Raw genomic sequence first — 21,889 nt, 5'->3', positions numbered from 1 at the left:
TTCGCACGGCCGTCCGGACCTGTCCGGGCCGACGTCGCGCGAGGAGGCAACAGCAGAACAGAGGGCATGCACGCCGTTCCGGCGAACGACGTGTCGCGTGCCCGGAAAGGAGGAGCGAGATGGATCGCACGGTAATTGAACGGCTGCGGCTGGTGATGGCCATGGCCCTCGTCTTCGGCTGCACCGCGGCCTCGCTGGGCGGCGTGCTCGCCTCCCTGCATGCCCCCAACCAGGTGATGCTGCCGCGCGGCGGCGGGCCCGGGTCGGGGCAGGGCGAGCCGCGGCTCGCCGATCCCGCCCCCTGCGGCCCCGGCCGCAACGGCCCCGGCTGGAGCTGTCACGACCCGGTCGTGGGCCTGGCCTGATCTCTTTCCCGAAAAACCAAAGAAAGGCACCGACATGCAACAGATAAACGAAGACAAGCTCAACGCCCTGCTCGGGCTGATGATCAACGAACTCGGCGCGACGCACAACGCCGCCCTGGTCGTGCTGGGCGACGAGCTCGGCTTCTACAAGACGCTGTTCGAGCGAGGCCCCTTGACCTCCGCCGAGCTCGCCGGGGCGACGGGCACGCACGAGCGTTACGTGCGGGAATGGGCTTCGGCGCAGACGGCGTCCGGCTTCATCAGCTATGATCCGGCAAGCCGGCAGTTCAGCCTTTCCCCGGAGCAGGCGGCAGCGCTCGGCGACGACGACAGCGTGGCGAACGTGGTCGGCGGCTTCCAGGCCCTTGCCGCCTCCTGGGCCGGCCAGCCGCGGCTCGCCGAGGCCTTCCGCAGCGGCGAGGGCATTTGCTGGAGCGACCATTGCAGCTGCCTGTTCTGCGGCACCGATCGCTTCTTCCGCCCCGGCTACCGCGCGAACCTGCTCTCCAGCTGGCTGCCGTCGCTTGACGGCGTCGTCGCCCGCCTTGAGGAGGGCGCCCGCGTCGCCGACATCGGCTGCGGCCACGGCACGTCGACGATCATCATGGCGAAGGCCTTCCCGCGGTCCGAGTTCATCGGCCTCGATTTCCACGAACCGTCGATCGAGGCGGCGCGGGCGCAGGCCGACGGGCTTGCCAACGTCCGCTTCGAGACCGCGCGCGCGCAGGATTATGCCGGCGACGGCTTCGATCTCATCACCCTGTTCGATGCGCTGCACGACATGGGCGATCCGGTCGGTGCGGTCCGTCACATCGCCGCCTCGCTCGCCCCCGACGGCAAGGTGATGCTTGTCGAGCCCATGGCGGGCGACGCCCTTGAGGAGAATCTGAACCCGGTCGGACGCGTCTTCTACGCGGCCTCCACCCATTTCTGCGTCCCGGCGTCGCTGGGCCAGGAAGTGGGCGCCGCGCTGGGCGCCCAGGCGGGCCAGCGGAGGCTCGAGGAGGTACTGCGCGCCGGCGGCCTGCCGAACGTGCGGCGGGCTGCGGAAACGCCGTTCAACATGATCCTGGAGGCCTCACTCTAGCCCCAGGGTCGGCGGGCCGGGGTCCACCCGTCCCGGCCCGCCGAGACGCCGAACGCAGGAAAATGGGCAGGGCTGGGCGGGCCTGACGGCAGGCGCCCGGCTTCGGAATTCCGCAGGGAGCGCGCTAAGACTTCCCTTAACTATCTGTGGCACCATCATAAAGAAGCATGGCCGAGGACAGGGTGCGCTTTTGAAGCTGAGCGGGTTGGCAAGCGGGTTGATCGCGGCCTTTGACAGGCCGGGCAAGAGCGCGCCCCGAGCGGAGCGCCGCAAGGAGTCGCGCCACGATTTCCTCGGCCGCAAGATCATCATCCGCCAGCGCCGCGCGCTCGGCATCATGCACCTCAGGAATCTCTCGCGCGGCGGCGTCTGCGGGATCACCGACATGCCGCTCGAGGTCGGCTCGCTCGTCTTCGTCGAGCTCACACGGACCCATTTCTATGCCGCCGAGGTGGTCTGGGCGAGCAACATCCGGCTCGGTCTGGCCCTGGTCAAACCGCTCAGGATGGAGCTGCTGGAGCGGCTCCAGGCCGAGCATGTCGCCGGCACGAACGCCGCCTGAAACGTTGGTGACAGCGGTCCGCGCCGGAACCGCCCCCACGACCCTAACGTTTCACCCCCACAACAGCGCCGGCTTTCGCCGTGCCCGTCAAGGGAGTCAAACAATGCTCTGGTCGCTTATCGTCATCCTGCTCATCCTCTGGCTGCTGGGCTTCTCGTTCAGCGTCGGCGGCGGCCTGATCCACCTGCTGCTGGTGGTCGCGCTCGTCGTCCTGCTCTTCCAGCTGTTCACCGGCCGCCGCGCGGTCTGAGCCAAGGGAATCGGTAGCGGGGACGGCTGCGTGCGGCCGTCCCCGGATCGCCGAAGAGAGCAGATTGTAACACTTCTGCAACGACGAAGTGCGGGCACCCTTCGTCCACGGCCGGATCACCTTCCGGATGTAGCGCGACCCTGCTAGGTCCCCGGCGTCAGAACCGGGGATCTCTCCTATGCACAAGGGCAGCTGCCTCTGCGGCGCGGTCAGCTTCGAGGTCGAGGGCGAGCTCGCGCCCGGCGACGCCTGCCATTGCAGCCAGTGCCGGCGCTGGTCGGGCCATGTTTGGGCCTCGACCAACGTCCCGCGCGACCGGCTGGTCGTGCACGGCATGGACATGGTCAGCTGGTTCCAGTCCTCGGAAAAGATCCGCCGCGGCTTCTGCAGCGCCTGCGGGTCGGTCCTCTTCTGGGATCCGCCGCACAAGGACTGGACGTCGATCGCCATGGGCGCCTTCGACGCGACGGGGACGCATCTGGAGATGCACATCTTCGTCAGCCAGAAGGGCGATTATTACGAGATTGCCGACGGCGTCGAGCAGCGCGAGCGCTAGCTAGTCCGCCTGCTTGCGGGGGGCGGCGAGCACCTGGTCGCGAAACGTATTGGCCGGGCCGTCCTGCCGCGCCACCTTGTGCCCATCCCGCCACAATTCGACCGGCACGTCGTTCCGCATCCCCTGCAGCTGGTGCACCGCGGCGACGTCGTCGCCGGCATGGAGCGTCTTCCGCCGCTCGATATGACCGCTGACCGGGTTCATGAAGTAGAGATGATACTGGGGCATTTCGGATCGGATGGCTGTTCAAACGCTGCGCCCCGGTAACGATCCAGCACCGTGCCCGTTCCGCCCTCCAATTCTTGATATAGATCAGTTTACCCTTGTTTACAGATATTTAGGTGCGACGCGCTATATTTTGCGGCGAACCGAGGGAAGCATCTTGGATATTTCCTTTGAACCGGATCGCGGCGCCGCGGCGCTCGACATGGGCGGCGAGCTCTTCGCCGACGGCAGGCCCGCCCGGACGCGGGTCGCGCCGCGCAATCCGGTCAACCTCGCCGCGGGCGCACGCCGGGCCGGTGGCACCGGGGTCGCCGTCCGCGTCAACGATCTCTCCACGCACGGCTTCTGCATGGAGACCCATCTCTTCCTGACCCCCGGCACCGACGTCTGGCTGCGCCTGCCGAGCCTGGAGATGCGCCACGCCAGGGTCGCCTGGGTGCGCGGCGCGCTGGTCGGCTGCGCTTTCGAGGCGCCGCTCGCGCCCTATGTCGTCGACCTGGTCGTGCAACGCGCCCGCCAGGACTGAGCGGCCAAAGCTGACGGCCGCCTGCTGACTTTCCCGCCGGCCATGCTATCGGCGGGGGCAAGCGGCGGCGCCCGCCGAACAACGACATGGAGATTTTGAAAATGCTCGATCCCAAGCTCTGGGACCTGCTCCCCGACGGCACCCCGCGCGCCGTCTTCCCGCGCAGCCTCGCAACCACCTCGGGCGGCGACCAGGGCGTGCTGCTGATCGAATATGTCGAGCGGCCGGAGCAGCTGGAGACAGGGCCGTATCAGCGCATCCAGCTCTACCTCAACAAGGCCCTCGCCGACCATCTCCGCGCCGCGATCGACGCGACCGTGACGGGCTGAAGGCGGCGACCTGCGGCAATCTGCTGGCCGAACTGGCGCTCAGGCCGCCTTCAGGCTGTCGAGAAAGGCGTTCGTCTGCTCGGTGAGGAGCTGGGACCGGCGCACCAGATGCTGCGCCACGTTCCCGAGCTCGCCGGTCAGGTCGGCGACGAATTCGGCGCCCTGCTGGGCGTCGGCGGCGCTCGACTGCAGCTCCGTGGTGAGCGAGGCGGCGACGTCCGCATGCTGCCGCAGAAGCTCGATAACGTCCGACTGTCCGTCGAACGCCTGGACAAGCGCCTGGTCGGTTTCCCCGAGCGTCCCGAAGCGGTCGAGCATCCGGCGGATCAGCAAGGCCGTAGCCGTGACCGCCTCGGAGATGGACTTGATCTGCTGGCGTACCTCATCGGTGGCTGCCGCGGACTGGCTCGCCAGCGCCTTCACCTCCTGCGCGACGATCGAAAAGCCGCGCCCGCTCTCGCCCGCGCGCGCCGCCTCGATCGTGGCGTTGAGCGCCAGCAGATTCGTCTGGGTGGCGATGCCGCCAATGGCATGGACGATGCCCTCGACGCCCGCGGCGCAGGCGACGAGCGCCTGCAGCCTCTCACCCGCCTCCTCGGCCAGGCAGCGGACCTCGCCGGACACGGCCTCCTGTGCCGAGAAGCGGCCCTGCACCTGCCGGGCTGACACGGTGAGCTGATCGCAGGCGGACAGCAGGGAGACGGCACCGATGTCGGCCGCGCCGGCGCGGGCTGCGACCGTGGCCGCGCCGCTCTGGGTCCTGACGCTGGTGCTCGCCAGCGCCTCTGCCGCTGCCGACGCCTGCTCGGCCGCCGCCGCCATTTCCGTCACCGTGTCGAGCACCGTCTCCTCGAACCGGGCGGCGATACGCGCGAGCGCCTCCGCGCGTTCGCGGTCGCTCTCTTCCTTGACCCGGCTTGCCGCCTGGGCCTCGGCCGCTTCGGCCTTCCATTTTTCCTGCTGGGCCAGAGCATCGAGGACGGCCCGCTCGGCATCGGCCCTCGCGAGGGCCGCGCCGGTCTCGAACTGATGGGTGAACATGCGCGCATTGGCGATGACCGTCCGGCCGAGCAGCAGGACGAACACACCCATGAAGATGAACACCGTCGCCGGGATCGAGGAGGCAAAGGAATAGATGGACGCGACCAGCACCGCGGCTCCCAGAAAGGCCAGGCTGGCGGAGGGCAGCACCGCGTAGCGAAGGGCGCCGACCGCCATCACGCCCGCCATGATGGTGGCGATCAGCGCCTGCTGGTCTGGCGGTGCATCCATGCCGGCGGTCGAGAGGAAGCTGAACCATCCGATGGCGATGAGGGCGGCCTCGAGAGTGATCGCGACGAGCCGGCGCAGCGCGCGGCCGGACTGCCAGCCGAGCCTGCGCTGCCGTCTCCACCGGATGAGGACCACGGCCCCGATCGCCGCGTGGAGCAAAGCGGTACCGAGCACCGCGGGAAAGTTGCGGACACCGTAAAGCGAGGCGGTGAGGCTGGCGGCGACGACCAGGCCGACCGCATAGGTCTGCGGGTAGGATTTCGAGACGAACTCCGACTGCGCGCGCAGCCGGCCGTCGGGGACATCGGCCCAGCGCCTGACGGCATCGGAAAGCGTGGAAGCAGAAATTCTCAAGGCATTCCCCGGCGGTTGCGGCCGCGGCAGGGATAAGCCGGTATCCCTAATTCGCCGTTAACCGAACCGCGCCCGCGGTCGGCAGGAGCAAGGCCGGCGGCACGCCTGGCCCGGGATCCCCTGGCCACATTCTCCCTCGCAACCTTTTGCCCTCACCCCTATTGATCCCGAGGCAAGCCCGAAGGACCCACCTCATGACCCGCCACAAGATCGCCATCGTCGTCGGCAGCCTTCGCGAGGGCAGCATCAACCGCAAGGTCGCCCGCTCGATCTGCGCCTTCGCCTCCGACAAGCTCGACTGCGAGCTGGTCGGGATCGCCGACCTGCCGCTCTACAACCAGGATTATGATGCGGCGGCGCCCGCCGAATATCAGCGCTTCCGCGAGAAGATCGCTGCGGCCGACGGCATCCTGTTCTGCACGCCCGAATATAATCGCGGCGTGCCGGGCGTGCTGAAGAACGCGATCGACGTCGGCTCGCGCCCTTATGGGCAGAGCGTCTGGGACAAGAAGCCGGCCGCGATCATCAGCGCCTCGCCGGGCGCGATCGGCGGCTTCGGCGCCAATCACCAGCTCCGCCAGGCCTGCGTGTTCCTGAACATGCCGGTCATGCAGCAGCCCGAAGCATATCTCGGCCATGTCGGCGAGGATGCGTTCGACGCCGAGGGCTGCCTGAGGGAGGGTCCCCTGAAGCAGCTGGTCCTGGGCCTCGCCGCCGCCTTCGCCGACTGGGTCGACCTGATCCATCGCTCGCGCCGGCTGCTCGCCGAGGATTCGGCGCACCGCGCGCAGGAGGCCGAAGCACAAAACGGGCCAGCCCTGCAGAACCAATAACAAGCTGTCGCTGGAGCGCTAACATCCTCGCCCAGCGCGGGCTACCGGACGGCGTTCGAGCCGCCGCCCATTTCGAGGCCGATATCGGGATCTGCCGCTGGCAGCCGCGCGCGAGCTTCGCCGACCGCCAGATCCGCAACTACCCCGCCATCAACCTCTGCGACACGATCCGCCTCGACCTGCGCCGTGGCAGGTAAGGGAAGGGGGCGGACAGGAGAGCAAACTCAACGCCAGACGCCCTTCACCCCAGCGGCCGCCCGTCCACCGTCACGAACATCTCCCGCTCGTCGCGCACCGCCAGCAATTTCCAACCCTCGGCCGTCGGCGTCCAGGTTTCGGTCTGCAGCACGCCGCTTTCGACCAATGCCTCCCGCCCGTCGACGATCTGAATGCGGGCGAGGCGCTGGCGGATGTCGGCCACGGCGTTGCCGCCGTCGAGCCTGAGCCCTTCGATCCGGTTGCTCTGCGAGACGATCCGCACCCAGCGGTCGAGATTCCGCCGCATATACCCCACCAGATCGTCCCGGGTCATCCGCGTCCCATCCGGGCGCACCGCCGCATAATCGGGCGCGACCTGGGCGACCAAGGTGGGGAAGTCCTTCGCCGCAAAGGCGCGCTCCCGCGCGGCGAAGGTCGCCTCCAGCTCCCGCCGGACCTGCGCGAGTCGCGCGTCGCTCGGCGCCGCCACCGCTGGCGCGGGCGGCTGTGCCGGCGCACCTGCCGGGACCGTCATGGCGGCGAGAAGAGCCAGGCCTGCCGGGCCGAGGATCCGGGGCTGCCGCATGACATATCCTCCAAGCTGATCTCCCCGTTTATCGCCGGGGGCAGGCGGCGATTTTCGGCAAAGTAGCGACGGGCTTTGCCGGATTCTGGCAAAGCGGGCAGAGCGGGCAGGGCCGGCGACCGGAAAACCACAGCGCCCGGCCCGAAACAGCGGCCCGGCGGGAGAGGGGCTTGAACCTTCCCGCCGATGCTCCGATGTAGCTTTCACCATATTCCTCTGAGGGACCTTCTCGCCGCCATGGACCATCTGGATATCGTCAACGGGCTCGTGCCCATCGTCATCGAGCAGTCGAATCGCGGCGAGCGCAGCTTCGACATCTATTCGCGGCTGCTGCGCGAGCGGATCGTGTTCGTCACCGGGGGGGTCGAGGACCATATGGCCTCGCTGATCACCGCCCAGTTGCTCTTCCTCGAGTCCGAGAACCCGAAGAAGGACATCTACATGTACATCAACTCGCCGGGCGGCGTGGTCACGGCCGGCATGGCGATCCACGACACGATGCAATATATCCGGCCGCGCATCGGCACGGTCTGCATCGGCCAGGCCGCCTCCATGGGCAGCTTCCTGCTGTCGGCCGGCGAGCCTGGCATGCGGGTCGCGCTCACCAATTCGCGCATCATGATCCACCAGCCCTCGGGCGGCGCCCAGGGCATGGCCGCGGACATCGAGATCCAGGCCCGCGAGATCCTCAGGATGCGCGCCGACCTCAACGCGCTCTACGCCAAATATACCGGCAAGAAGCTCGAGGAGATCGAGCGGGCGATGGACCGCGACAAGTTCATGTCGGCCGACGAGGCCAAGGAATTCGGCCTGATCGACGAGGTGTTCGAGAAGCGTCCGACCCCGGCCGAGGGCGAGACCGCCCAAGCCGCCTAGGCGCCTCCGGGCCGCCCTGCTGCGTGATCCTCTCCGGCAGAGCGCGCAGGCGCTGCCGCCGGCGCCGGAAAAGCCGGTCGGCCGCGCGCCGTGGCGACGAGTCTCGCCGAGCGGTTCGCTTTCGGCACGCCGGCCCAGGCCTTGCGCCGGGGGCCTCGCCACGCCACATGTCGGCTCGTCACCGCGCTCTTAACCTTTAGGCCATTGTGTCGGTGTAAGTTTCCCGTCAGGATGCGGGACCGTATTTGAGGAGGGGGGCGTGCGCCCCCGCGAACGAGTTTATGACGAAATTGAGCGGCGGCGACAGCAAGAGCACCCTCTATTGCTCCTTCTGCGGAAAGTCGCAGCACGAGGTCCGCAAGCTCATCGCCGGCCCCACCGTGTTCATCTGCGACGAATGCGTCGAGCTGTGCAACGACATCATCCGCGAGGAAACCAAGTCGGCCCTGGTGCGGACCCGCGACGGCGTCCCGACGCCGGCGGAGATCTGCAAGGTGCTGGACGATTATGTGATCGGCCAGGGCCAGGCGAAGCGCGTCCTCTCGGTCGCGGTGCACAACCATTACAAAAGGCTGGCCCATGGCGCGAAGGGCGCCGAGGTCGAGCTCGCCAAGTCGAACATCCTGCTCGTCGGCCCGACCGGCTGCGGGAAGACCCTGCTCGCCCAGACGCTGGCGCGCACCTTCGACGTGCCCTTCACCATGGCCGACGCGACGACTTTGACCGAGGCCGGCTATGTCGGCGAGGACGTCGAGAACATCATCCTGAAATTGCTCCAGGCCAGCGACTATAATGTCGAGCGGGCGCAGCGCGGCATCGTCTATATCGACGAGATCGACAAGATCAGCCGCAAGTCCGACAATCCGTCAATCACCCGCGACGTCTCGGGCGAGGGCGTGCAGCAGGCGTTGCTGAAGCTGATGGAAGGCACCACCGCCTCCGTCCCGCCCCAGGGCGGCCGCAAGCATCCGCAGCAGGAATTCCTGCAGGTCGACACGACCAACATCCTCTTCATCTGCGGCGGCGCCTTTGCCGGGCTCGAGCGGATCATTGGCGATCGCATGGAGGGCAAGTCGATCGGCTTCGGCGCCCATGTCGCCGCGCCCGACGAACGCCGCACGGGCGAGGTCCTGCGCCACACCGAGCCCGAGGATCTGCTGAAGTTCGGCCTGATCCCCGAATTCGTCGGCCGCCTGCCGGTGATCGCGACGCTCGAGGACCTCGACACCGAGGCCCTGGTCAAGATCCTCAAGGAGCCGAAGAACGCCCTCGTCAAACAATATCAGAAGCTGTTCGACATGGAGGACGTGAAGCTCACCTATACGGACGACGCCCTGATGGCGACGGCCAAGCGGGCGATCGAGCGCAAGACCGGCGCCCGCGGCCTCCGCTCGATCATGGAGAATATTCTGCTCGACACGATGTTCGACCTGCCGAGCATGGACGGGGTCGACGAGGTGCTGATCGACAAGGACGTGGTCGAGGGCCGCAAGGAGCCGGTGCGCGTCTATTCCGAGGAAAAGACCGAAGACGCCGCCTGAGCGGGAAGGCGTCCATAATGCGTGGGCGCTTCGCCCCGGAGCGGCGCCAGGCCCAATGTCACCAATGCCGCGAGCGCGGTAACGGCAGCGAGCTGGACCGGCCGCGGCCGGTCCTCGCGGCTCGCACGGCCCAGGATCAGCCTTAGCCGCCCTTCCAAATTCTCGGCGTCGGTCATCGCTGCCGCGCCGCGCCAACCCGGCCGGCCCATGGCGGCCTCGCGTGCGGTTTCGAGGAGGAGGCGGGCATAGGCGCCCGGCTCCGCTCCGTTCGCCAGGACACGTGCATCGCAGGCGCGTTCGGCCAGATCGCCCAAGGCCCTCAGCGACAACCAGGCAAGCGGGTTGAACCAGTGGAAGGCGGCGGCGAAGCGGGCGAGACCCCCGGTCGCGGCATCCAGCCGGGCGACGTGCGCCAATTCATGCAGCAAGGTCATGCGCAGGCGCTCGCGGCTCCATTGGTCGCTGCCGAAAGGCAGGAGGATGACGGGCCGGAGGGTGCCGAAGGTGCGCGGCACCGGGTCGGCATGGCGGACGAGATCAACCGACCGTCTTATGCCCAGCTGAGAGGCGATGTCCGCAGCGAGGGCCAGAATGGCGGGATCGCTCACCGGCACCGCGCTGCGGCGCATCCGGCCCAGCGCGATCCGGTTGCGCACCATCGCCAGGAGCAGCAGGCTCGCCGGCAGCAGCCAGGCCAGGAGCAGCAGATTGGGGCCGAGCCCCGCGCGTCCTCCCGCAACCAGCCCGAGATGAAGCCGGGGGAGGAGGCCGGAAAGCGGGAGCATGATGACGAGCCCGGCAAGGCCCGCCACCCAGATGGCGTGGCGCAGCGCCGGCGGTCTGTTCCGGCACAAAGCGGCGAGGCCGGCGGTGAGCGCCAGCAGGAGCAAGCCCTTCAGGGCATAAGCGAGCAGCAGCTGGATCAGGGCGCCTTTTTCCCCCGCTCGAGGTCGTCGATCACCTCCTGAAGGCGTTGCAGCTCTTCCGGGCTGAGGTCGATATCCGCAGAGCCGAGCAAAGCGGTGAGCGCGCTGGACGGTGATCCGGCGAAGAAGGTCCGGACAACATGGGAGATCATGGTCTCGCCCGCAGCTCCCTTCGGGACGACGGGGCTATAGACATAGCGCCCGCCAGCGCGCTCGATCCTGAGCTGGCCCTTGCCGACCAGCACCCGAAGCAGGCCGCGCACGGTCGTATAGGTCGGCGGATCCTCGAGCTCGCGGTGGATGTCGGCGGCCGTCGCCGACCCGTGCCGATAGACGACGTCCATGATCTGCCGCTCGCGGCGGGTGATGGCGATCAGCCCGGCGGACTCGGACGCGCTCGCTCTTGACATGATGTTAAAGAATTGACACTTTGCTCATGTCAAAGAAATGACATGTGCTGTGACAGGCGTCAAGCAGTGGAGGATGCAATGTCCCGAAGCTCAATGGCCATGACTTGCTGCACGGCCCTCGCGGTGACGCTGGTCGCCTGCGCGCAGAACCGGCCGCCGGCCTCGGCATCGGTGCGGATGAGCCGGGCCGACGTCGTCGGCATCCGGCAGGCCGGGATGCGTGTCGCTGAGGGTGACTTCATGATGATCCGGCTCGCGGCCGAGAAGGGCGCCGATATCCGGCGCTTCGAGAGGCCGGCGCGCAGCCTCGCGCAATGGGCCGCCGCGCTGCCCGGCATGTTCCCGGCGGGAACCGGCCCCGGTACTGCCAACACCCGGGCGAGGGTCGAGATCTGGTCGAACCGGGCCGATTTCGAACAGAAAGCGGCGGACTTCAGGGCGGCGGTGACTCGAATGGCGGACGCGGCCGCCGCGAACAATATGGCCGAAGGCGCGCGGCAGTGGGACGCGGCGTGGCGCAGCTGCAACGCCTGCCACGATTCCTATCGAGCCCAGCCCGCCAACGCTCCCGCTGCTGCCACATCAGCGCCGCATCGACGGTGAGCGCGAGCGCCAGGGCGCGTCGGACTCCGCCTTAAGGAAAGGCTCAGCGGTTGACGCGGGTCGCGACGTTGTAGCGGCGGAGCTGGTCTTGGGTGAGGCAGCGGCGGGTCTCGCGGCTTTGCGGGCCGGCGGTCACCGGCACCTGGTACATCACCTGGGTGAGCAGGCTCGGGGCGACGCCCATGCCCACCAGGAAGACGCTGTCCTCGCTCGCCAGCATCGCCGAACCCTGCTCGATGCCGTTGATCAGCCGGATCGCCCGATCCTCGTTCACATTCACCTCCTCACGGATCGCGGCGCGGTCAGCGGTGTAGGTGAACATGTGGACCATGAAGATGCCGCCCGGATCGACGAAGCGGGCGATGCCGCCCATGAACAGGAAGTTGCAGGCGGAGAAGCAGGCCCAGCCCGCCGGGATGCGGGTCTGGAAATTCTGGCTGCGGATCAGCCGCCCGGCCTGGTTGCCAACCTCGGCATTGCCGCCGGGCGAGCGCAGCCAGATCTCGTCGCCCTGGAAGCCGTTCAGCGCCGCGGTGAGGCGGGGGATCAGATTGTCGTCGACCACGCCCTCGGCGAGCAGCACCGGGCGCTGGCCGGCGCGCTCCATCACCCGGAAGGTCATCTGCCGGTTGGTCGACCAATTGGGGCGGAGCGGGCAGGTGGGGTTGTCGGGGTCCATCTGCCCCTGCGCCGCCTGCTGCGCCTGCGCCGCCGTGCCGCCGAGCAGCGCCGTCAGCGCCGCCGCCGCGGCGAGCCCCCTGAGGCGGCGGCCCATCTCAGACCCGGACGTAGCGGTTGGTCGGAGGCCGGCGGCACATGCGCTTCGAGGCCTGCGTCTCCTGGCCGTCGACGATGACGACATCGGACACGGTCATGCAGTCGTCGCCGCCGCTGCGGTCGACCGCGGTGACCGTCGACGTGCCGGTAACGCCCGGCCGAGTCTCGCTCTGCCAGGAGGCGCTGTCGCCGACATTGCCGCCGCGCACCGCAGTCTCGGTCGCCTCCGCGGCCTTTTCCTGCTCGCGGCAGTCGAGCATGTTCATGATCGCGTCGCCGAGCATCGAGCTCATCGGCGCGACGATGTTGGCGGCCCGGCCGCCGCCGATGCGGCCGAGAATCGAGCGCCCGATCCCGCCGAGCGCGGAGCCGGCCTGGCGGCGGCCCTCGTTGCGCTGGCAGGTCTGGCCGTCGCGGGACTGGGCAAGCGCCGCGCCGTCGACGGGCGTCGAGGGCAGCGAGACCGGAATCAGCAGGAGCGGGGCGGCAAAGAGAAAGGCACGGTACATGGAGGCAAACTCCCTATCTGGAAGCAGAAATTTTCTAGTCTCCACCCGTATCGGGGTCAATCGCACAGCAAGGCTGAAGAGATTCTGAACGACCCTTTCATTGATGCGTAGGGGCTTTGGCCCCATATGGAGTTGGAATGCCCGCCCCACCGGCGGGCTCTGGAGTCTGAATGAGCACCACCTATCCCGTTCTGCCCCTGCGCGACATCGTCGTCTTCCCGCACATGATCGTGCCGCTCTTCGTCGGCCGCGACAAAAGCGTCGCCGCGCTGGAATCCGCCATGGCCGCGGACAAGAGCATCTTCCTCGTCTCCCAGCTCGATCCCGCCGAGGACGATCCCGACCGCGAGGCGCTCTACGATCTGGGCGTCGTCGCCACCGTCCTGCAGCTGCTGAAGCTGCCCGACGGCACCGTGCGCGTGCTCGTCGAGGGCAAGCACCGCGCCACCTTGCGCACCCTGCATTCCGACGCCGGCCACCTCACTGCCGAGATCGACACGGTAGAGACCGAGGAGCCCGAGGGCGTCGAGGTGAAAGCCCTGGTCCGCTCGGTGATCGAGCAGTTCGAGAATTATTCCAAGGTCAACCGCAAGCTCCCGGCTGAGACCGCGGTCCAGCTCGGCCAGATCGAGGAGCCTTCCAAGCTCGCCGACGCGGTTGCGGCCAACGTCAACATCAAGGTCTCGGACAAGCAGGCCCTGCTCGCCGAGCTCGACCCCGTCCGCCGCCTCGAAATGGCCTTCGCCTTCATGGAGGGCGAACTCGGCGTGATGCAGGTCGAGAAGAAGATCCGCAGCCGTGTGAAGCGGCAGATGGAGAAGACCCAGCGCGAATATTATCTGAACGAGCAGCTCAAGGCGATCCAGCGCGAGCTCGGCAATGAGGGCGAGGAAGGCGGCGGCGACGAGCTCGCCGAGCTGGCCCGCAAGATCGAGCGCACCAAGCTCAGCAAGGAAGCGCGCGGCAAGGCCAATCAGGAGCTGAAGAAGCTGCGCGGCATGGCGCCCATGTCGGCCGAGGCGACCGTCAGCCGCAATTATCTGGACGTGCTGCTCGGCCTGCCCTGGGGCAAGAAGTCGAAGCTGAAGCACGATATCGCCGAGGCGCAGCGGATCCTCGACGAGGACCATTATGGCCTCGAGAAGGTGAAGGACCGGATCGTCGAATATCTCGCCGTCCAGGCCCGCACCAACAAGCTGAAGGGCCCGATTCTCTGCCTGGTCGGCCCGCCCGGCGTCGGCAAGACCTCGCTCGGCCGCTCGATCGCCCGCGCCACCGGCCGCGAGTTCGTGCGCCAGTCGCTGGGCGGGGTGCGCGACGAGGCCGAGATCCGCGGCCACCGGCGGACCTATATCGGCTCGCTGCCCGGCAAGATCATGACCAACCTCAAGAAGGCCGGGTCGTCCAACCCGCTCTTCCTGCTCGACGAGATCGACAAGCTCGGCCAGGATTTCCGCGGCGATCCGGCCTCGGCTTTGCTGGAGGTGCTGGATCCGGAGCAGAACAACAAGTTCCAGGACCATTATCTGGAGATCGACTACGACCTGTCGGACGTGATGTTCGTCACCACCGCCAACTCGCTGAGTCTGCCGCAGCCCTTGCTCGACCGCATGGAGATCATCCGGCTCGAAGGCTATACCGAGGACGAGAAGGTCGAGATCGCCCAGCAGCATCTGATCTCGAAGCAGATCGAATCGCACGGCCTGAAGGAAGGCGAGTTCAGCCTGACCGAGGACGGGCTGCGCGCCCTGATCCGCTATTATACGCGCGAGGCCGGCGTCCGCACGCTGGAGCGGGAGATCGCCAAGGTCGCCCGCAAGGCGCTGCGCCAGATCCTGGAAGGGAAAGCGGAGAGCGTCACCGTCACGCCCGACAATCTCGGCGATTTCGTCGGCGTCCGCCGCTTCCGCCACGGGATGAGCGAGGAGGAGGACCAGATCGGCGCGGTCACCGGCCTCGCCTGGACCGAGGTGGGCGGCGAGCTGCTGACCATCGAGGCGGTCACCGTGCCAGGCAAGGGCGTGATCAAGACCACCGGCAAGCTCGGCGAGGTCATGCAGGAATCGGTGCAGGCCGCCTTCTCCTTCGTGAAGGCGCGCGCGCCGTCTTACGGGGTCAAGCCGAACCTGTTCAGCCGCAAGGACATCCACGTCCACCTGCCCGAGGGCGCCGTCCCCAAGGACGGGCCGTCCGCGGGCATTGGCATGGTCACCGCGATCATCTCCACTCTGTCGGGCATCCCGGTCCGCCGCGACGTCGCCATGACCGGCGAGGTCACGCTGCGGGGCCGGGTGCTGCCGATCGGCGGCCTCAAGGAGAAACTGCTCGCGGCGCTGCGCGGCGGCATCGTCAAGGTGCTGATCCCGGCGGAGAATGAGAAGGATCTGGCCGAGATTCCTGCCAATATCCGCGAGGGGCTGGAGATCGTGCCGGTGAGCCATGTCGACGAGGTGCTCGCCCAGGCCTTGGCCACGCCGGTCGTGCCGATCGAATGGACGGAGGCCGACGAGCTGGCGGCCCTGCCGCCCGCCGAGATCGCCGCCGCCGGCGACGACGGCACGCCGCCCTCGGTCCGCCACTGACGAGCGGCCCGGAAAGGGGCGGTTTCCTAAGGGAAACACGCCTCTTTCCTTTTGACTCCTGACGCGCCGTAGGCATTTAATCGCCGCTTCGTGGGTCAGGCCCCCACGAGTCTCTAGCGCAGGGGTGAGGGAGAGATGAACAAGCAGGATCTCATCGTGCAGGTCGCGGAAGCGACGGGTCTCGGCCGAGCCGAGGCATCGCGTGCTGTCGAGTCGGTGTTCGATGTGATCAGCAATGCGCTGAAGCGCGGCGACGAGGTCCGCCTCGTCGGCTTCGGCACCTTCTCCTGCTCGCGCCGCAAGGCCTCGACGGGCCGCAACCCGCGCACCGGCGAGCCGATGCAGATCAAGGAATCCACCCAGCCGAAATTCAAGGCGGGCAAGGGGCTGAAGGATTCGGTCAACGGCTGACCTTCGAGCCCGTCATTGCGAGGAGTGCAGCGACGCGGCAACCCATAGCGGCGGTGCTCATCTGGATTGCTTCGCGATGCCCGCAATGACGAGTGTGGCGGGCTGGACAGGAAATCTGGCGGCGGTTATGGGCCGCTTCCGCTCAGGCGTGGGCGCGTAGCTCAGTGGTAGAGCACACCCTTCACACGGGTGGGGTCGTAGGTTCAATCCCTACCGCGCCCACCACGCCTCCTTCCTCATGACGATGCTCGGGATCGCCGGGCTCACGAAGCGCCATGGCGCCCGCGCCGCGCTCGACGACGTGAGCCTTTCGGTCGCGGCGGGGCAGTTTGTCGCCCTGGTCGGCCCGTCCGGCTCGGGCAAGACGACCCTGCTCAAGTCGATCAACCGGCTCGTCGAGCCCGACGAGGGGACGATCACGCTGGAAGGCCGCGACGTTCGCGCGGCGCCGCTGGCGGAGCTTCGCCACGGCATCGGCTATGTGATCCAGTCGATCGGCCTGTTCCCGCATATGAGCGTGGCTGAGAATATCGGGATCGTGCCGAAGCTGATGGGGGACAACCGCACCGACCGGACGGCGGAGCTGCTCGAGCTGGTCGCGCTGCCGGCGGAGATGGCCTCCCGCTATCCGCGCGAGCTGTCGGGCGGGCAGGCGCAGCGCGTCGGCTTCGCGCGGGCGCTGGCGGCCGGGCCGAAGCTGATGCTGATGGACGAGCCGTTCGGCGCGCTCGATCCGGTGACCCGCGATTCGCTCGGCCGCGCCTATCGCAACCTCCACGACCGGCTCGGCCTCACCACCCTCATGGTGACGCACGACATCGCCGAGGCCCTGCTGCTGGCCGACCGGATCGTCGTGCTGATCGACGGCCGCATCCGCGCCGACGGGACCGCCGCCGACTTGCTTGCCCATGACGATCCGGACGTGAAGGCGATGATCGACGTGCCGCGCCGGCAGGCGGAAAGGCTGGCCTCCCTGTGAGCCCGGCCCTCGCCGAGGCCCTGGCGGAGCTGCCGGCCCTGGTCCGCGCCCATTTGCTGCTCAGCGGCTCGGCGGTGGCGATCGGCGTGCTCGTCGGCCTGCCGCTCGCCATCCTCGGCGCGCGCCGCCGCGCCGTGCGGACGCCTCTGCTGGCCTTTGCCGGCCTGGTGCAGACCGTCCCGGCGCTTGCGCTGCTGGCGCTCTTCTATCCGGCGCTGCTGATCCTCGGCCAGGCAACCGGACTCGCCATTCCCGCGCTCGGCTTCCTGCCGGCCCTGATCGCGCTCAGCCTCTACGCCTTGCTGCCGATCCTCAGGAACGGCGTCGCCGCGCTGCAGGGCGTGGATCCGGCCGTGCTCGAGGCGGCGGACGGGCTCGGCATGACCGGGCGCCAGCGCCTGACCATGGTCGAGCTGCCGCTGGGTGCGCCGGTGATCCTCGCCGGCATCCGTACCGCCGCGGTCTGGACGATCGGCGCGGCGACCCTCGCCACCACGGTCGGCCAGCCCAGCCTCGGCGACCTCATCTTCTCCGGCCTGCAGACCGAGAACTGGGTCCGCGTGCTCGCCGGCTGCGCCGCCGCTGCCGCGCTGGCGCTGATCGTCGATGGCCTCCTCGCCCTGGTCGAGGCCGGCCTCCGCCACCGCTCCCGCTGGCGGGTCCGGCTCGGCCTGGGCGCGCTCGTGGCCGCCCTCCTTCTGGCCTTCCTGCCGCTTTCAGTCGGAGCGACCAGCCGCGGCGAAACCGTGCTGATCGGCGCCAAGAATTTCTCCGAGCAATATATCCTCGCCAGCGTCATCGAGCGGCGGCTGCAGGCGGCCGGGTACCGTACCGAGCGGCGCGACAATCTCGGCTCCACCGTCGCCTACCAGGCGCTCGCGGCCGGGGATATCGACGTCTATGTCGATTATTCGGGCACGCTCTGGGCCAATATCCTCCAGCGCACCGACACGCCCGCGCCCGAGGCGATGCTGACGACGCTGACGGGCGAATTGCATCGCCGCGACGGCGTGCTCCTCATGGGCACTTTGGGCTTCGAGAATGCCTATGCGCTCGCCATGCGCGGCCAGCGCGCCGAAGCGCTCGGCGTCCGCAGCCTCGCCGATCTCGCCCGCGCCGCGCCGCAGCTCCAGCTCGGCGCCGACCTCGAATTCCTGACCCGGCCCGAATGGCGCGCCGTGCAGGGGCGCTATGGGCTCAACTTCGCCGGCCAGCGCTCCTATAGCCCGACCTTCATGTACCGCGCCATCGCCGACGGCTCGGCCGACGTGATCACCGCTTTCTCCTCGGACGGGCGCATCGCCGCGCTCGATCTCGTCACGCTCGCCGACCCGCGCCGCGCGCTTCCCAGCTATGACGCGGTGCTGCTGGTCACCGCGACCCGGGCGGGGGACCGCCGCTTCGTCGAGGCGCTGCGCCCGCTCATCGGCGCCATCAGCGTGGAGCGGATGCGCCAGGCCAATCTGATGGTCGACCGCGACGCCGACAAGCGCACGCCCGCCGAGGCGGCGCGCTGGCTCGATGCCGGTCAGCGCTGACGGGGAAGGGGGCGCCCGCCTCCGCATCCGGGTCACGCCGCGGGCGAAGCAGACGGCACTCGCCGGGACCGTCGAGGTCGACGGGCATCCGGCGCTGGCGGTCCGCCTGGCCGCCCCGCCCGTGGACGGCGCCGCCAACAAGGCCCTGCTCGGCTTCCTGGCGTCCGGCCTGCAAATGCCGAAGTCCAAAATCCGGATCATCTCCGGCGAGACAGGCCGCCTGAAGCTGGTCTCGCTGTCCGGCGCGGATCCGGAACTGGTCGCCGCGTGGATTAAACGCGAGTCCTGAATCGTTCCCCGGATTGTCACAGGCCGGTGCCAGGGCCTGAGGGGAGGGACTCATGGAAGACGACCGGTCTTATTATGCCCGCCGCGCCGAAGACGAATTCCGCGCCGCGGCCTCGGCGCCGGACGATGCGACGCGCCGGCTCCACCTCCAGCTGGCCGAGATGATGCGCGTCAGGGCGCGCCTGCAGCCGGCCCGCACCGACGCCTTCTTCTCCAGATAAGCACCGGTCCCGATCCGCTCCGGGACGGGCGCGGCAGTCCTTGACGCTATGGGGTCCGCGCCCCTATGTGCGCGCACCTATCTGCGTGGCGATCGTAGCTCAGCTGGTTAGAGCATCGGTTTGTGGTACCGAGGGTCGCGGGTTCAAGTCCCGTCGATCGCCCCATCATTACAAAGCCTTAGGACAGAAACCTGATGACTTCGCTCTGGAATCTCCCGGATTTCGACGAGCATGAGCTCGTGCATTTTGTTACCGACCGGGCGACCGGCCTGAAAGCGGTCATCGGGGTGCATTCCACCCATCTCGGCCCGGGCGCGGGCGGCACCCGCTTCTGGCATTATGCGAAGCCCGAGGATGCGGTCGCCGACGTGCTGCGCCTGTCACGCGGGATGAGCTACAAGAATGCGATGGCGGGCCTGCCGCTCGGCGGCGGCAAGGCCGTGATCCTCGCCGACGAGGCCAGGACCAAGACCCCCGAGATGCTCGCCGCCTTCGCCAGAGCGGTCGATGGCCTGTGCGGCCACTATGTCACCGCCGAGGATGTCGGGATGAGCGTCGCCGACATGGTCGCGCTGTCGAAGGAGACGAGGTTCGTCGCCGGCCTGCCGGTCGCGGACGGCGCGGTCGGCGGCGACCCCGGGCCGCACACCAGCTACGGCGTCTTCCTGGGCGTCAAGGCGGCGGTGAAGCGCGCGCTGGGCAGGGACAATCTCGCCGGCCTGCACATCGCCATCCAGGGCGCGGGCAGCGTCGCCTCGGGCCTCGCGCGCCGCGCCGCCGCGGAGGGCGCCCGGCTCAGCATCGCCGACGTGGACGGCGCCAAGGCCCAGGCGCTCGCCGCCGAGACCGGCGGCACCGTCGTCGCCGTCGACGAGATCATGACCCTCGAGGCCGACCTGCTCAGCCCCAATGCGCTCGGCGCAATCCTCACCGAGGCCTCGATCGCGGCGCTGAACGTGCCGATCGTCGCCGGCGGCGCCAACAACCAGCTCGCCACGCCGGCGGACGGCGACCGCATCCACGCCCGCGGCATCCTCTACGCCCCAGATTATGTCATCAATGCCGGCGGCATCATCAACGTCTCCACCGAATATCTGAAGGACGGCGACCAGGACACGGTCCGCGGCCGCATCGAGGCGATCCCCGGCAAGCTCGAGGCGATCTGGGAGGAGAGCGCGGCGACCGGCCGCAACGCCGCCGAGGTCGCCGACGCCATGGCGCAGCGCCTGATCGGCCGCGCCTAGAGCGGCTCCGCGGCGCGCTCCCTCGCGCGGTCCCGGCCGAGCTTGTGTTCGCGATAGAGGGTGTAGAGACCGCTGCCGACGATGATCGTCGCGCCGAGCCAGGTGGTCGCCGCCGGGTGCGTGTCCCAGAGCAGCCAGCCGAGCAGGACCGCCCAGACCAGCTGCGAATAGTCGAACGGCACCACCACCGGTACCGGGGCGAAGCGCAAAGAGGAGGTCATGAAGAGCTGGCCGATCCCGCCGGACAGGCCGAGCCCGATCAGGATTGCCCAAGTCTCCGCATCGTGCGTCTGGCCGTAAAAGGGCATGAACAGCCCGGTCACCAGCATCGCGAAGCAGGTGAACCAGAGCACGATGGTTGGCATCCGCTCGGTTTTGCCGATCTGCCGCAGGGTGATCGTGACCCCCGCCACGCCCAGGGCGGCGAGCAGGGCCAGGCCGAGCCCGAGCGGATCGAGATGAGTCCCGCCCGGCCGCATGACGACCAGCACCCCGACCAAGCCGACCGCCACAGCCGTCCAGCGATAGCGCCCGACCTGCTCGCCGAGAAACAGCGCCGACAAGGCGACCGAGAAGAGCGGCGCGATAAAGCTCAAAGTCGAGGCCTCGGCCAGCGGCAGCAGGGTGACCGCGCTGAATGCGACGAGCATGGTCGACAGCCCGATCGCCCCGCGCCAGAGATGGGCGAGCGGCCGCTGCGTCCGCCAGGCGCCGAAACTCCCGGTCATCGCCATCCAGACGAGCAAGGGCGGCAGTCCGAAGGCAAAGCGGTAGAAAGCCGTCTCCGGCAGGCTGACCCCATGGTCGGCGCTCAACTTGATCGCCGCGCCCATGAAGGCGAAGCTGGTCGCCGCGCCGACGCGCAGGCCGATGCCGAGCAGGCGGTTCTGCTGCAGCGGGAAGGCGGCGTCCATGGGCACAGGCCCCATAAGCACAAGCTTCCCCGTCGCCAAACCCTCCGCTAACAAAGGCGCCGACCATGCACCTCTTCGCGAATCCGGCCCGTTTCCTGAAAATCGCCCGTCCCCTGACAGCCTGGCTGGGCTGGCTCGGCGGGGCGATGATCGCGGGCGCGCTCGCCTGGGGCCTGTTCGTCGCGCCGGCCGAGCGCTTCCAGGGCGAGAGCGCGCGCATCCTCTACGTCCATGTCCCGGCCGCCTGGCTGGCCATGGCCGGCTGGACGGGGATCGCGGTGGCGAGCCTGATCCAGCTGGTCTGGCGGCATCCGCTCGCCGCCGTCGCCGCGCGCGCCATCTCGGTGCCCGGCGCTTTGTTCACCGCCATCTGCCTCGCCTCGGGCTCGCTCTGGGGCAAGCCGACCTGGGGCACCTATTGGGAATGGGACGGGCGGATGACGTCGATGCTTGTCCTTCTGTTTCTGTTTCTCGCCTATATCGCGCTGGCCAATGCCGAGCGGGAGAAAGCGGGGGAGGGGCGCCTCACCGCCATCTTCGGCCTGGTCGGCGCGGTGAACCTGCCGATCATCCATTATTCGGTCGTCTGGTGGAACACGCTCCACCAGCCGCAGAGCATTTCCTTCATCCGCCGCACCTCGACGATCGACGCCTCGATGCTCTGGCCTTTGCTGGTCTCCGCACTCGGCTTCTCCCTGCTGTTCGGCGCGGTCGTGCTGATGCGGATGCGGGCCGAGCTCGCCCGCAACAAGGTCGAGGCGCGGCTCAGGCGGATGGCGTCATGAGGGTGGACCCCTGGCCCTTCATCATCGCCGCCTACGCGATTGCGATCCTCGGCACGCTCGCCGTCACCTTCTGGTCGTGGCGCGCGATGCGCCGGGCCGAGCGCGACGCCGAGGCCCTGGGCAGCCGCGAGGAAGGCTGAGG

At 68.4% G+C, this 21,889-nt stretch carries 28 protein-coding genes and 2 tRNA genes; 22 read left to right on the top strand and 8 right to left on the bottom strand.

The features are described from left to right. The first annotated feature begins 119 nt into the window (after positions 1-119). The 5 genes from VEC11_RS03935 (at position 120) to VEC11_RS03915 (ending at position 2,820) form a co-directional block, all read left to right on the top strand. Complete coding sequence (locus tag VEC11_RS03935) at positions 120-365, top strand: hypothetical protein (protein ID WP_464129244.1); 246 nt, start codon at positions 120-122, stop codon at positions 363-365. A 34-nt stretch (positions 366-399) separates the two neighbouring features. After that, entirely contained in the window at positions 400-1,452 is a 1,053-nt protein-coding gene (locus tag VEC11_RS03930; protein WP_464129243.1) for a class I SAM-dependent methyltransferase, read from the top strand. 217 nt (positions 1,453-1,669) lie between these two features. After that, the gene (locus VEC11_RS03925; RefSeq protein ID WP_464129242.1) at positions 1,670-2,014 is read left to right on the top strand and encodes a PilZ domain-containing protein; all 345 of its coding nucleotides are present in this window, start codon (positions 1,670-1,672) and stop codon (positions 2,012-2,014) included. 103 nt (positions 2,015-2,117) lie between these two features. After that, positions 2,118-2,264, top strand: a complete 147-nt coding sequence (locus tag VEC11_RS03920; RefSeq protein ID WP_464129240.1) for a lmo0937 family membrane protein — start codon at positions 2,118-2,120, stop codon at positions 2,262-2,264. A 178-nt stretch (positions 2,265-2,442) separates the two neighbouring features. After that, a complete protein-coding gene (locus VEC11_RS03915) occupies positions 2,443-2,820 on the top strand; it encodes a GFA family protein (protein ID WP_464129238.1) in 378 nt (125 codons plus the stop codon). On the opposite strand, the gene VEC11_RS03910 is transcribed toward VEC11_RS03915, so the two are convergent. Beyond that, positions 2,821-3,048: a hypothetical protein gene (locus tag VEC11_RS03910; RefSeq protein ID WP_464129236.1), complete on the bottom strand. Its 228-nt coding sequence runs from the start codon at positions 3,046-3,048 to the stop codon at positions 2,821-2,823. A 154-nt stretch (positions 3,049-3,202) separates the two neighbouring features. On the opposite strand from VEC11_RS03910, the gene VEC11_RS03905 reads away from it, so the two are divergent. Both VEC11_RS03905 and VEC11_RS03900 read left to right on the top strand, forming a co-directional pair. Then, a complete protein-coding gene (locus VEC11_RS03905) occupies positions 3,203-3,571 on the top strand; it encodes a PilZ domain-containing protein (protein WP_464129235.1) in 369 nt (122 codons plus the stop codon). A gap of 86 nt (positions 3,572-3,657) precedes the next feature. Next, the gene (locus VEC11_RS03900) at positions 3,658-3,900 is read left to right on the top strand and encodes a hypothetical protein (protein ID WP_464129233.1); all 243 of its coding nucleotides are present in this window, start codon (positions 3,658-3,660) and stop codon (positions 3,898-3,900) included. A gap of 39 nt (positions 3,901-3,939) precedes the next feature. Here the strand turns inward: VEC11_RS03900 and VEC11_RS03895 are convergent, their stop codons facing one another. Further along, the gene (locus tag VEC11_RS03895; RefSeq protein WP_464129232.1) at positions 3,940-5,526 is read right to left on the bottom strand and encodes a methyl-accepting chemotaxis protein; all 1,587 of its coding nucleotides are present in this window, start codon (positions 5,524-5,526) and stop codon (positions 3,940-3,942) included. Positions 5,527-5,720: 194 nt separating this feature from the next. On the opposite strand from VEC11_RS03895, the gene VEC11_RS03890 reads away from it, so the two are divergent. Then, complete coding sequence (locus VEC11_RS03890; RefSeq protein WP_464129230.1) at positions 5,721-6,359, top strand: NADPH-dependent FMN reductase; 639 nt, start codon at positions 5,721-5,723, stop codon at positions 6,357-6,359. Positions 6,360-6,600: 241 nt separating this feature from the next. Here VEC11_RS03890 and VEC11_RS03885 read toward each other — a convergent pair whose 3' ends face one another. Beyond that, positions 6,601-7,143 (bottom strand): DUF4440 domain-containing protein, encoded by a 543-nt coding sequence (locus VEC11_RS03885; RefSeq protein ID WP_464129229.1) that lies wholly within the window; start codon positions 7,141-7,143, stop codon positions 6,601-6,603. A gap of 237 nt (positions 7,144-7,380) precedes the next feature. Here VEC11_RS03885 and clpP point away from each other — a divergent pair, with 237 nt between their 5' ends. Further along, positions 7,381-8,019, top strand: coding sequence for an ATP-dependent Clp endopeptidase proteolytic subunit ClpP (gene clpP, locus VEC11_RS03880; protein ID WP_464129227.1), 639 nt, complete (start codon positions 7,381-7,383; stop codon positions 8,017-8,019). 281 nt (positions 8,020-8,300) lie between these two features. Then, complete coding sequence (gene clpX / locus VEC11_RS03875) at positions 8,301-9,560, top strand: ATP-dependent Clp protease ATP-binding subunit ClpX (protein ID WP_464129225.1); 1,260 nt, start codon at positions 8,301-8,303, stop codon at positions 9,558-9,560. Here clpX and VEC11_RS03870 read toward each other — a convergent pair. Together VEC11_RS03870 and VEC11_RS03865 are read right to left on the bottom strand one after the other, a co-directional pair. Beyond that, complete coding sequence (locus tag VEC11_RS03870) at positions 9,527-10,450, bottom strand: M56 family metallopeptidase (protein WP_464129223.1); 924 nt, start codon at positions 10,448-10,450, stop codon at positions 9,527-9,529. The genes clpX and VEC11_RS03870 overlap by 34 nt on opposite strands. A gap of 32 nt (positions 10,451-10,482) precedes the next feature. Further along, a complete protein-coding gene (locus VEC11_RS03865; protein ID WP_464129221.1) occupies positions 10,483-10,896 on the bottom strand; it encodes a BlaI/MecI/CopY family transcriptional regulator in 414 nt (137 codons plus the stop codon). Positions 10,897-11,019: 123 nt separating this feature from the next. Between VEC11_RS03865 and VEC11_RS03860 the strand changes: the two genes are divergently transcribed. Further along, a complete protein-coding gene (locus VEC11_RS03860; protein ID WP_464129220.1) occupies positions 11,020-11,499 on the top strand; it encodes a cytochrome c in 480 nt (159 codons plus the stop codon). Positions 11,500-11,542: 43 nt separating this feature from the next. Here the strand turns inward: VEC11_RS03860 and VEC11_RS03855 are convergent, their stop codons facing one another. Beyond that, a complete protein-coding gene (locus tag VEC11_RS03855; RefSeq protein ID WP_464129218.1) occupies positions 11,543-12,274 on the bottom strand; it encodes a COG3904 family protein in 732 nt (243 codons plus the stop codon). Between the two features lies 1 nt (position 12,275). Continuing rightward, the gene (locus tag VEC11_RS03850; protein WP_464129217.1) at positions 12,276-12,785 is read right to left on the bottom strand and encodes a hypothetical protein; all 510 of its coding nucleotides are present in this window, start codon (positions 12,783-12,785) and stop codon (positions 12,276-12,278) included. 170 nt (positions 12,786-12,955) lie between these two features. On the opposite strand from VEC11_RS03850, the gene lon reads away from it, so the two are divergent. From lon to VEC11_RS03805, 9 genes are all read left to right on the top strand, one after another. After that, positions 12,956-15,367: an endopeptidase La gene (gene lon, locus VEC11_RS03845; RefSeq protein WP_464129215.1), complete on the top strand. Its 2,412-nt coding sequence runs from the start codon at positions 12,956-12,958 to the stop codon at positions 15,365-15,367. A 135-nt stretch (positions 15,368-15,502) separates the two neighbouring features. Further along, on the top strand, positions 15,503-15,778 hold the full coding sequence (locus VEC11_RS03840; RefSeq protein ID WP_464129214.1) for an HU family DNA-binding protein: 276 nt from the start codon (positions 15,503-15,505) through the stop codon (positions 15,776-15,778). Positions 15,779-15,928: 150 nt separating this feature from the next. Beyond that, a tRNA-Val gene (locus VEC11_RS03835) sits at positions 15,929-16,003 on the top strand. Positions 16,004-16,022: 19 nt separating this feature from the next. Further along, positions 16,023-16,757, top strand: coding sequence for an ATP-binding cassette domain-containing protein (locus VEC11_RS03830; RefSeq protein WP_464129696.1), 735 nt, complete (start codon positions 16,023-16,025; stop codon positions 16,755-16,757). Continuing rightward, complete coding sequence (locus VEC11_RS03825; RefSeq protein WP_464129213.1) at positions 16,754-18,295, top strand: ABC transporter permease/substrate-binding protein; 1,542 nt, start codon at positions 16,754-16,756, stop codon at positions 18,293-18,295. Before VEC11_RS03830 ends, VEC11_RS03825 begins: the two co-directional genes overlap by 4 nt. After that, a complete protein-coding gene (locus VEC11_RS03820) occupies positions 18,279-18,584 on the top strand; it encodes a DUF167 domain-containing protein (RefSeq protein ID WP_464129211.1) in 306 nt (101 codons plus the stop codon). Before VEC11_RS03825 ends, VEC11_RS03820 begins: the two co-directional genes overlap by 17 nt. Before the next feature lie 52 nt (positions 18,585-18,636). Next, positions 18,637-18,804, top strand: coding sequence for a hypothetical protein (locus VEC11_RS03815; RefSeq protein ID WP_464129210.1), 168 nt, complete (start codon positions 18,637-18,639; stop codon positions 18,802-18,804). Positions 18,805-18,892: 88 nt separating this feature from the next. Next, a tRNA-His gene (locus VEC11_RS03810) sits at positions 18,893-18,969 on the top strand. A gap of 29 nt (positions 18,970-18,998) precedes the next feature. Beyond that, positions 18,999-20,048, top strand: a complete 1,050-nt coding sequence (locus tag VEC11_RS03805; protein WP_464129208.1) for a Glu/Leu/Phe/Val family dehydrogenase — start codon at positions 18,999-19,001, stop codon at positions 20,046-20,048. On the opposite strand, the gene VEC11_RS03800 is transcribed toward VEC11_RS03805, so the two are convergent. Then, entirely contained in the window at positions 20,045-20,962 is a 918-nt protein-coding gene (locus VEC11_RS03800; RefSeq protein ID WP_464129207.1) for a DMT family transporter, read from the bottom strand. The genes VEC11_RS03805 and VEC11_RS03800 overlap by 4 nt on opposite strands. A 65-nt stretch (positions 20,963-21,027) precedes the next feature. On the opposite strand from VEC11_RS03800, the gene ccmC reads away from it, so the two are divergent. Together ccmC and VEC11_RS03790 are read left to right on the top strand one after the other, a co-directional pair. Next, positions 21,028-21,747: a heme ABC transporter permease CcmC gene (ccmC, locus tag VEC11_RS03795; protein WP_464129205.1), complete on the top strand. Its 720-nt coding sequence runs from the start codon at positions 21,028-21,030 to the stop codon at positions 21,745-21,747. Further along, entirely contained in the window at positions 21,744-21,887 is a 144-nt protein-coding gene (locus VEC11_RS03790; RefSeq protein ID WP_464129204.1) for a hypothetical protein, read from the top strand. The genes ccmC and VEC11_RS03790 overlap by 4 nt, the downstream gene beginning before the upstream one ends. Positions 21,888-21,889 lie beyond the last annotated feature (2 nt).

Origin of the sequence: Allosphingosinicella sp. (genome assembly GCF_035626655.1) — a bacterium.
GTDB lineage: Bacteria > Pseudomonadota > Alphaproteobacteria > Sphingomonadales > Sphingomonadaceae > Allosphingosinicella.
The sequence above is the reverse complement of the archived record's forward strand: the minus strand, read 5'-3'. Positions and strand labels throughout refer to the sequence as shown.

Coding starts and splice junctions, on each gene's coding strand:
- ccmC (WP_464129205.1), top strand. CDS start 21,028: ATGCACCTCTTCGCGAATCCGGCCCGTTTCCTGAAAATCGCCCGTCCC.
- clpP (WP_464129227.1), top strand. CDS start 7,381: ATGGACCATCTGGATATCGTCAACGGGCTCGTGCCCATCGTCATCGAG.
- VEC11_RS03935 (WP_464129244.1), top strand. CDS start 120: ATGGATCGCACGGTAATTGAACGGCTGCGGCTGGTGATGGCCATGGCC.
- VEC11_RS03855 (WP_464129218.1), bottom strand. CDS start 12,274: ATGGGCCGCCGCCTCAGGGGGCTCGCCGCGGCGGCGGCGCTGACGGCG.
- VEC11_RS03830 (WP_464129696.1), top strand. CDS start 16,023: ATGCTCGGGATCGCCGGGCTCACGAAGCGCCATGGCGCCCGCGCCGCG.
- VEC11_RS03850 (WP_464129217.1), bottom strand. CDS start 12,785: ATGTACCGTGCCTTTCTCTTTGCCGCCCCGCTCCTGCTGATTCCGGTC.
- clpX (WP_464129225.1), top strand. CDS start 8,301: ATGACGAAATTGAGCGGCGGCGACAGCAAGAGCACCCTCTATTGCTCC.
- VEC11_RS03865 (WP_464129221.1), bottom strand. CDS start 10,896: ATGTCAAGAGCGAGCGCGTCCGAGTCCGCCGGGCTGATCGCCATCACC.
- VEC11_RS03800 (WP_464129207.1), bottom strand. CDS start 20,962: ATGGACGCCGCCTTCCCGCTGCAGCAGAACCGCCTGCTCGGCATCGGC.
- lon (WP_464129215.1), top strand. CDS start 12,956: ATGAGCACCACCTATCCCGTTCTGCCCCTGCGCGACATCGTCGTCTTC.
- VEC11_RS03920 (WP_464129240.1), top strand. CDS start 2,118: ATGCTCTGGTCGCTTATCGTCATCCTGCTCATCCTCTGGCTGCTGGGC.
- VEC11_RS03910 (WP_464129236.1), bottom strand. CDS start 3,048: ATGCCCCAGTATCATCTCTACTTCATGAACCCGGTCAGCGGTCATATC.
- VEC11_RS03915 (WP_464129238.1), top strand. CDS start 2,443: ATGCACAAGGGCAGCTGCCTCTGCGGCGCGGTCAGCTTCGAGGTCGAG.
- VEC11_RS03840 (WP_464129214.1), top strand. CDS start 15,503: ATGAACAAGCAGGATCTCATCGTGCAGGTCGCGGAAGCGACGGGTCTC.
- VEC11_RS03890 (WP_464129230.1), top strand. CDS start 5,721: ATGACCCGCCACAAGATCGCCATCGTCGTCGGCAGCCTTCGCGAGGGC.
- VEC11_RS03930 (WP_464129243.1), top strand. CDS start 400: ATGCAACAGATAAACGAAGACAAGCTCAACGCCCTGCTCGGGCTGATG.
- VEC11_RS03790 (WP_464129204.1), top strand. CDS start 21,744: ATGAGGGTGGACCCCTGGCCCTTCATCATCGCCGCCTACGCGATTGCG.
- VEC11_RS03900 (WP_464129233.1), top strand. CDS start 3,658: ATGGAGATTTTGAAAATGCTCGATCCCAAGCTCTGGGACCTGCTCCCC.
- VEC11_RS03820 (WP_464129211.1), top strand. CDS start 18,279: ATGCCGGTCAGCGCTGACGGGGAAGGGGGCGCCCGCCTCCGCATCCGG.
- VEC11_RS03805 (WP_464129208.1), top strand. CDS start 18,999: ATGACTTCGCTCTGGAATCTCCCGGATTTCGACGAGCATGAGCTCGTG.
- VEC11_RS03815 (WP_464129210.1), top strand. CDS start 18,637: ATGGAAGACGACCGGTCTTATTATGCCCGCCGCGCCGAAGACGAATTC.
- VEC11_RS03885 (WP_464129229.1), bottom strand. CDS start 7,143: ATGCGGCAGCCCCGGATCCTCGGCCCGGCAGGCCTGGCTCTTCTCGCC.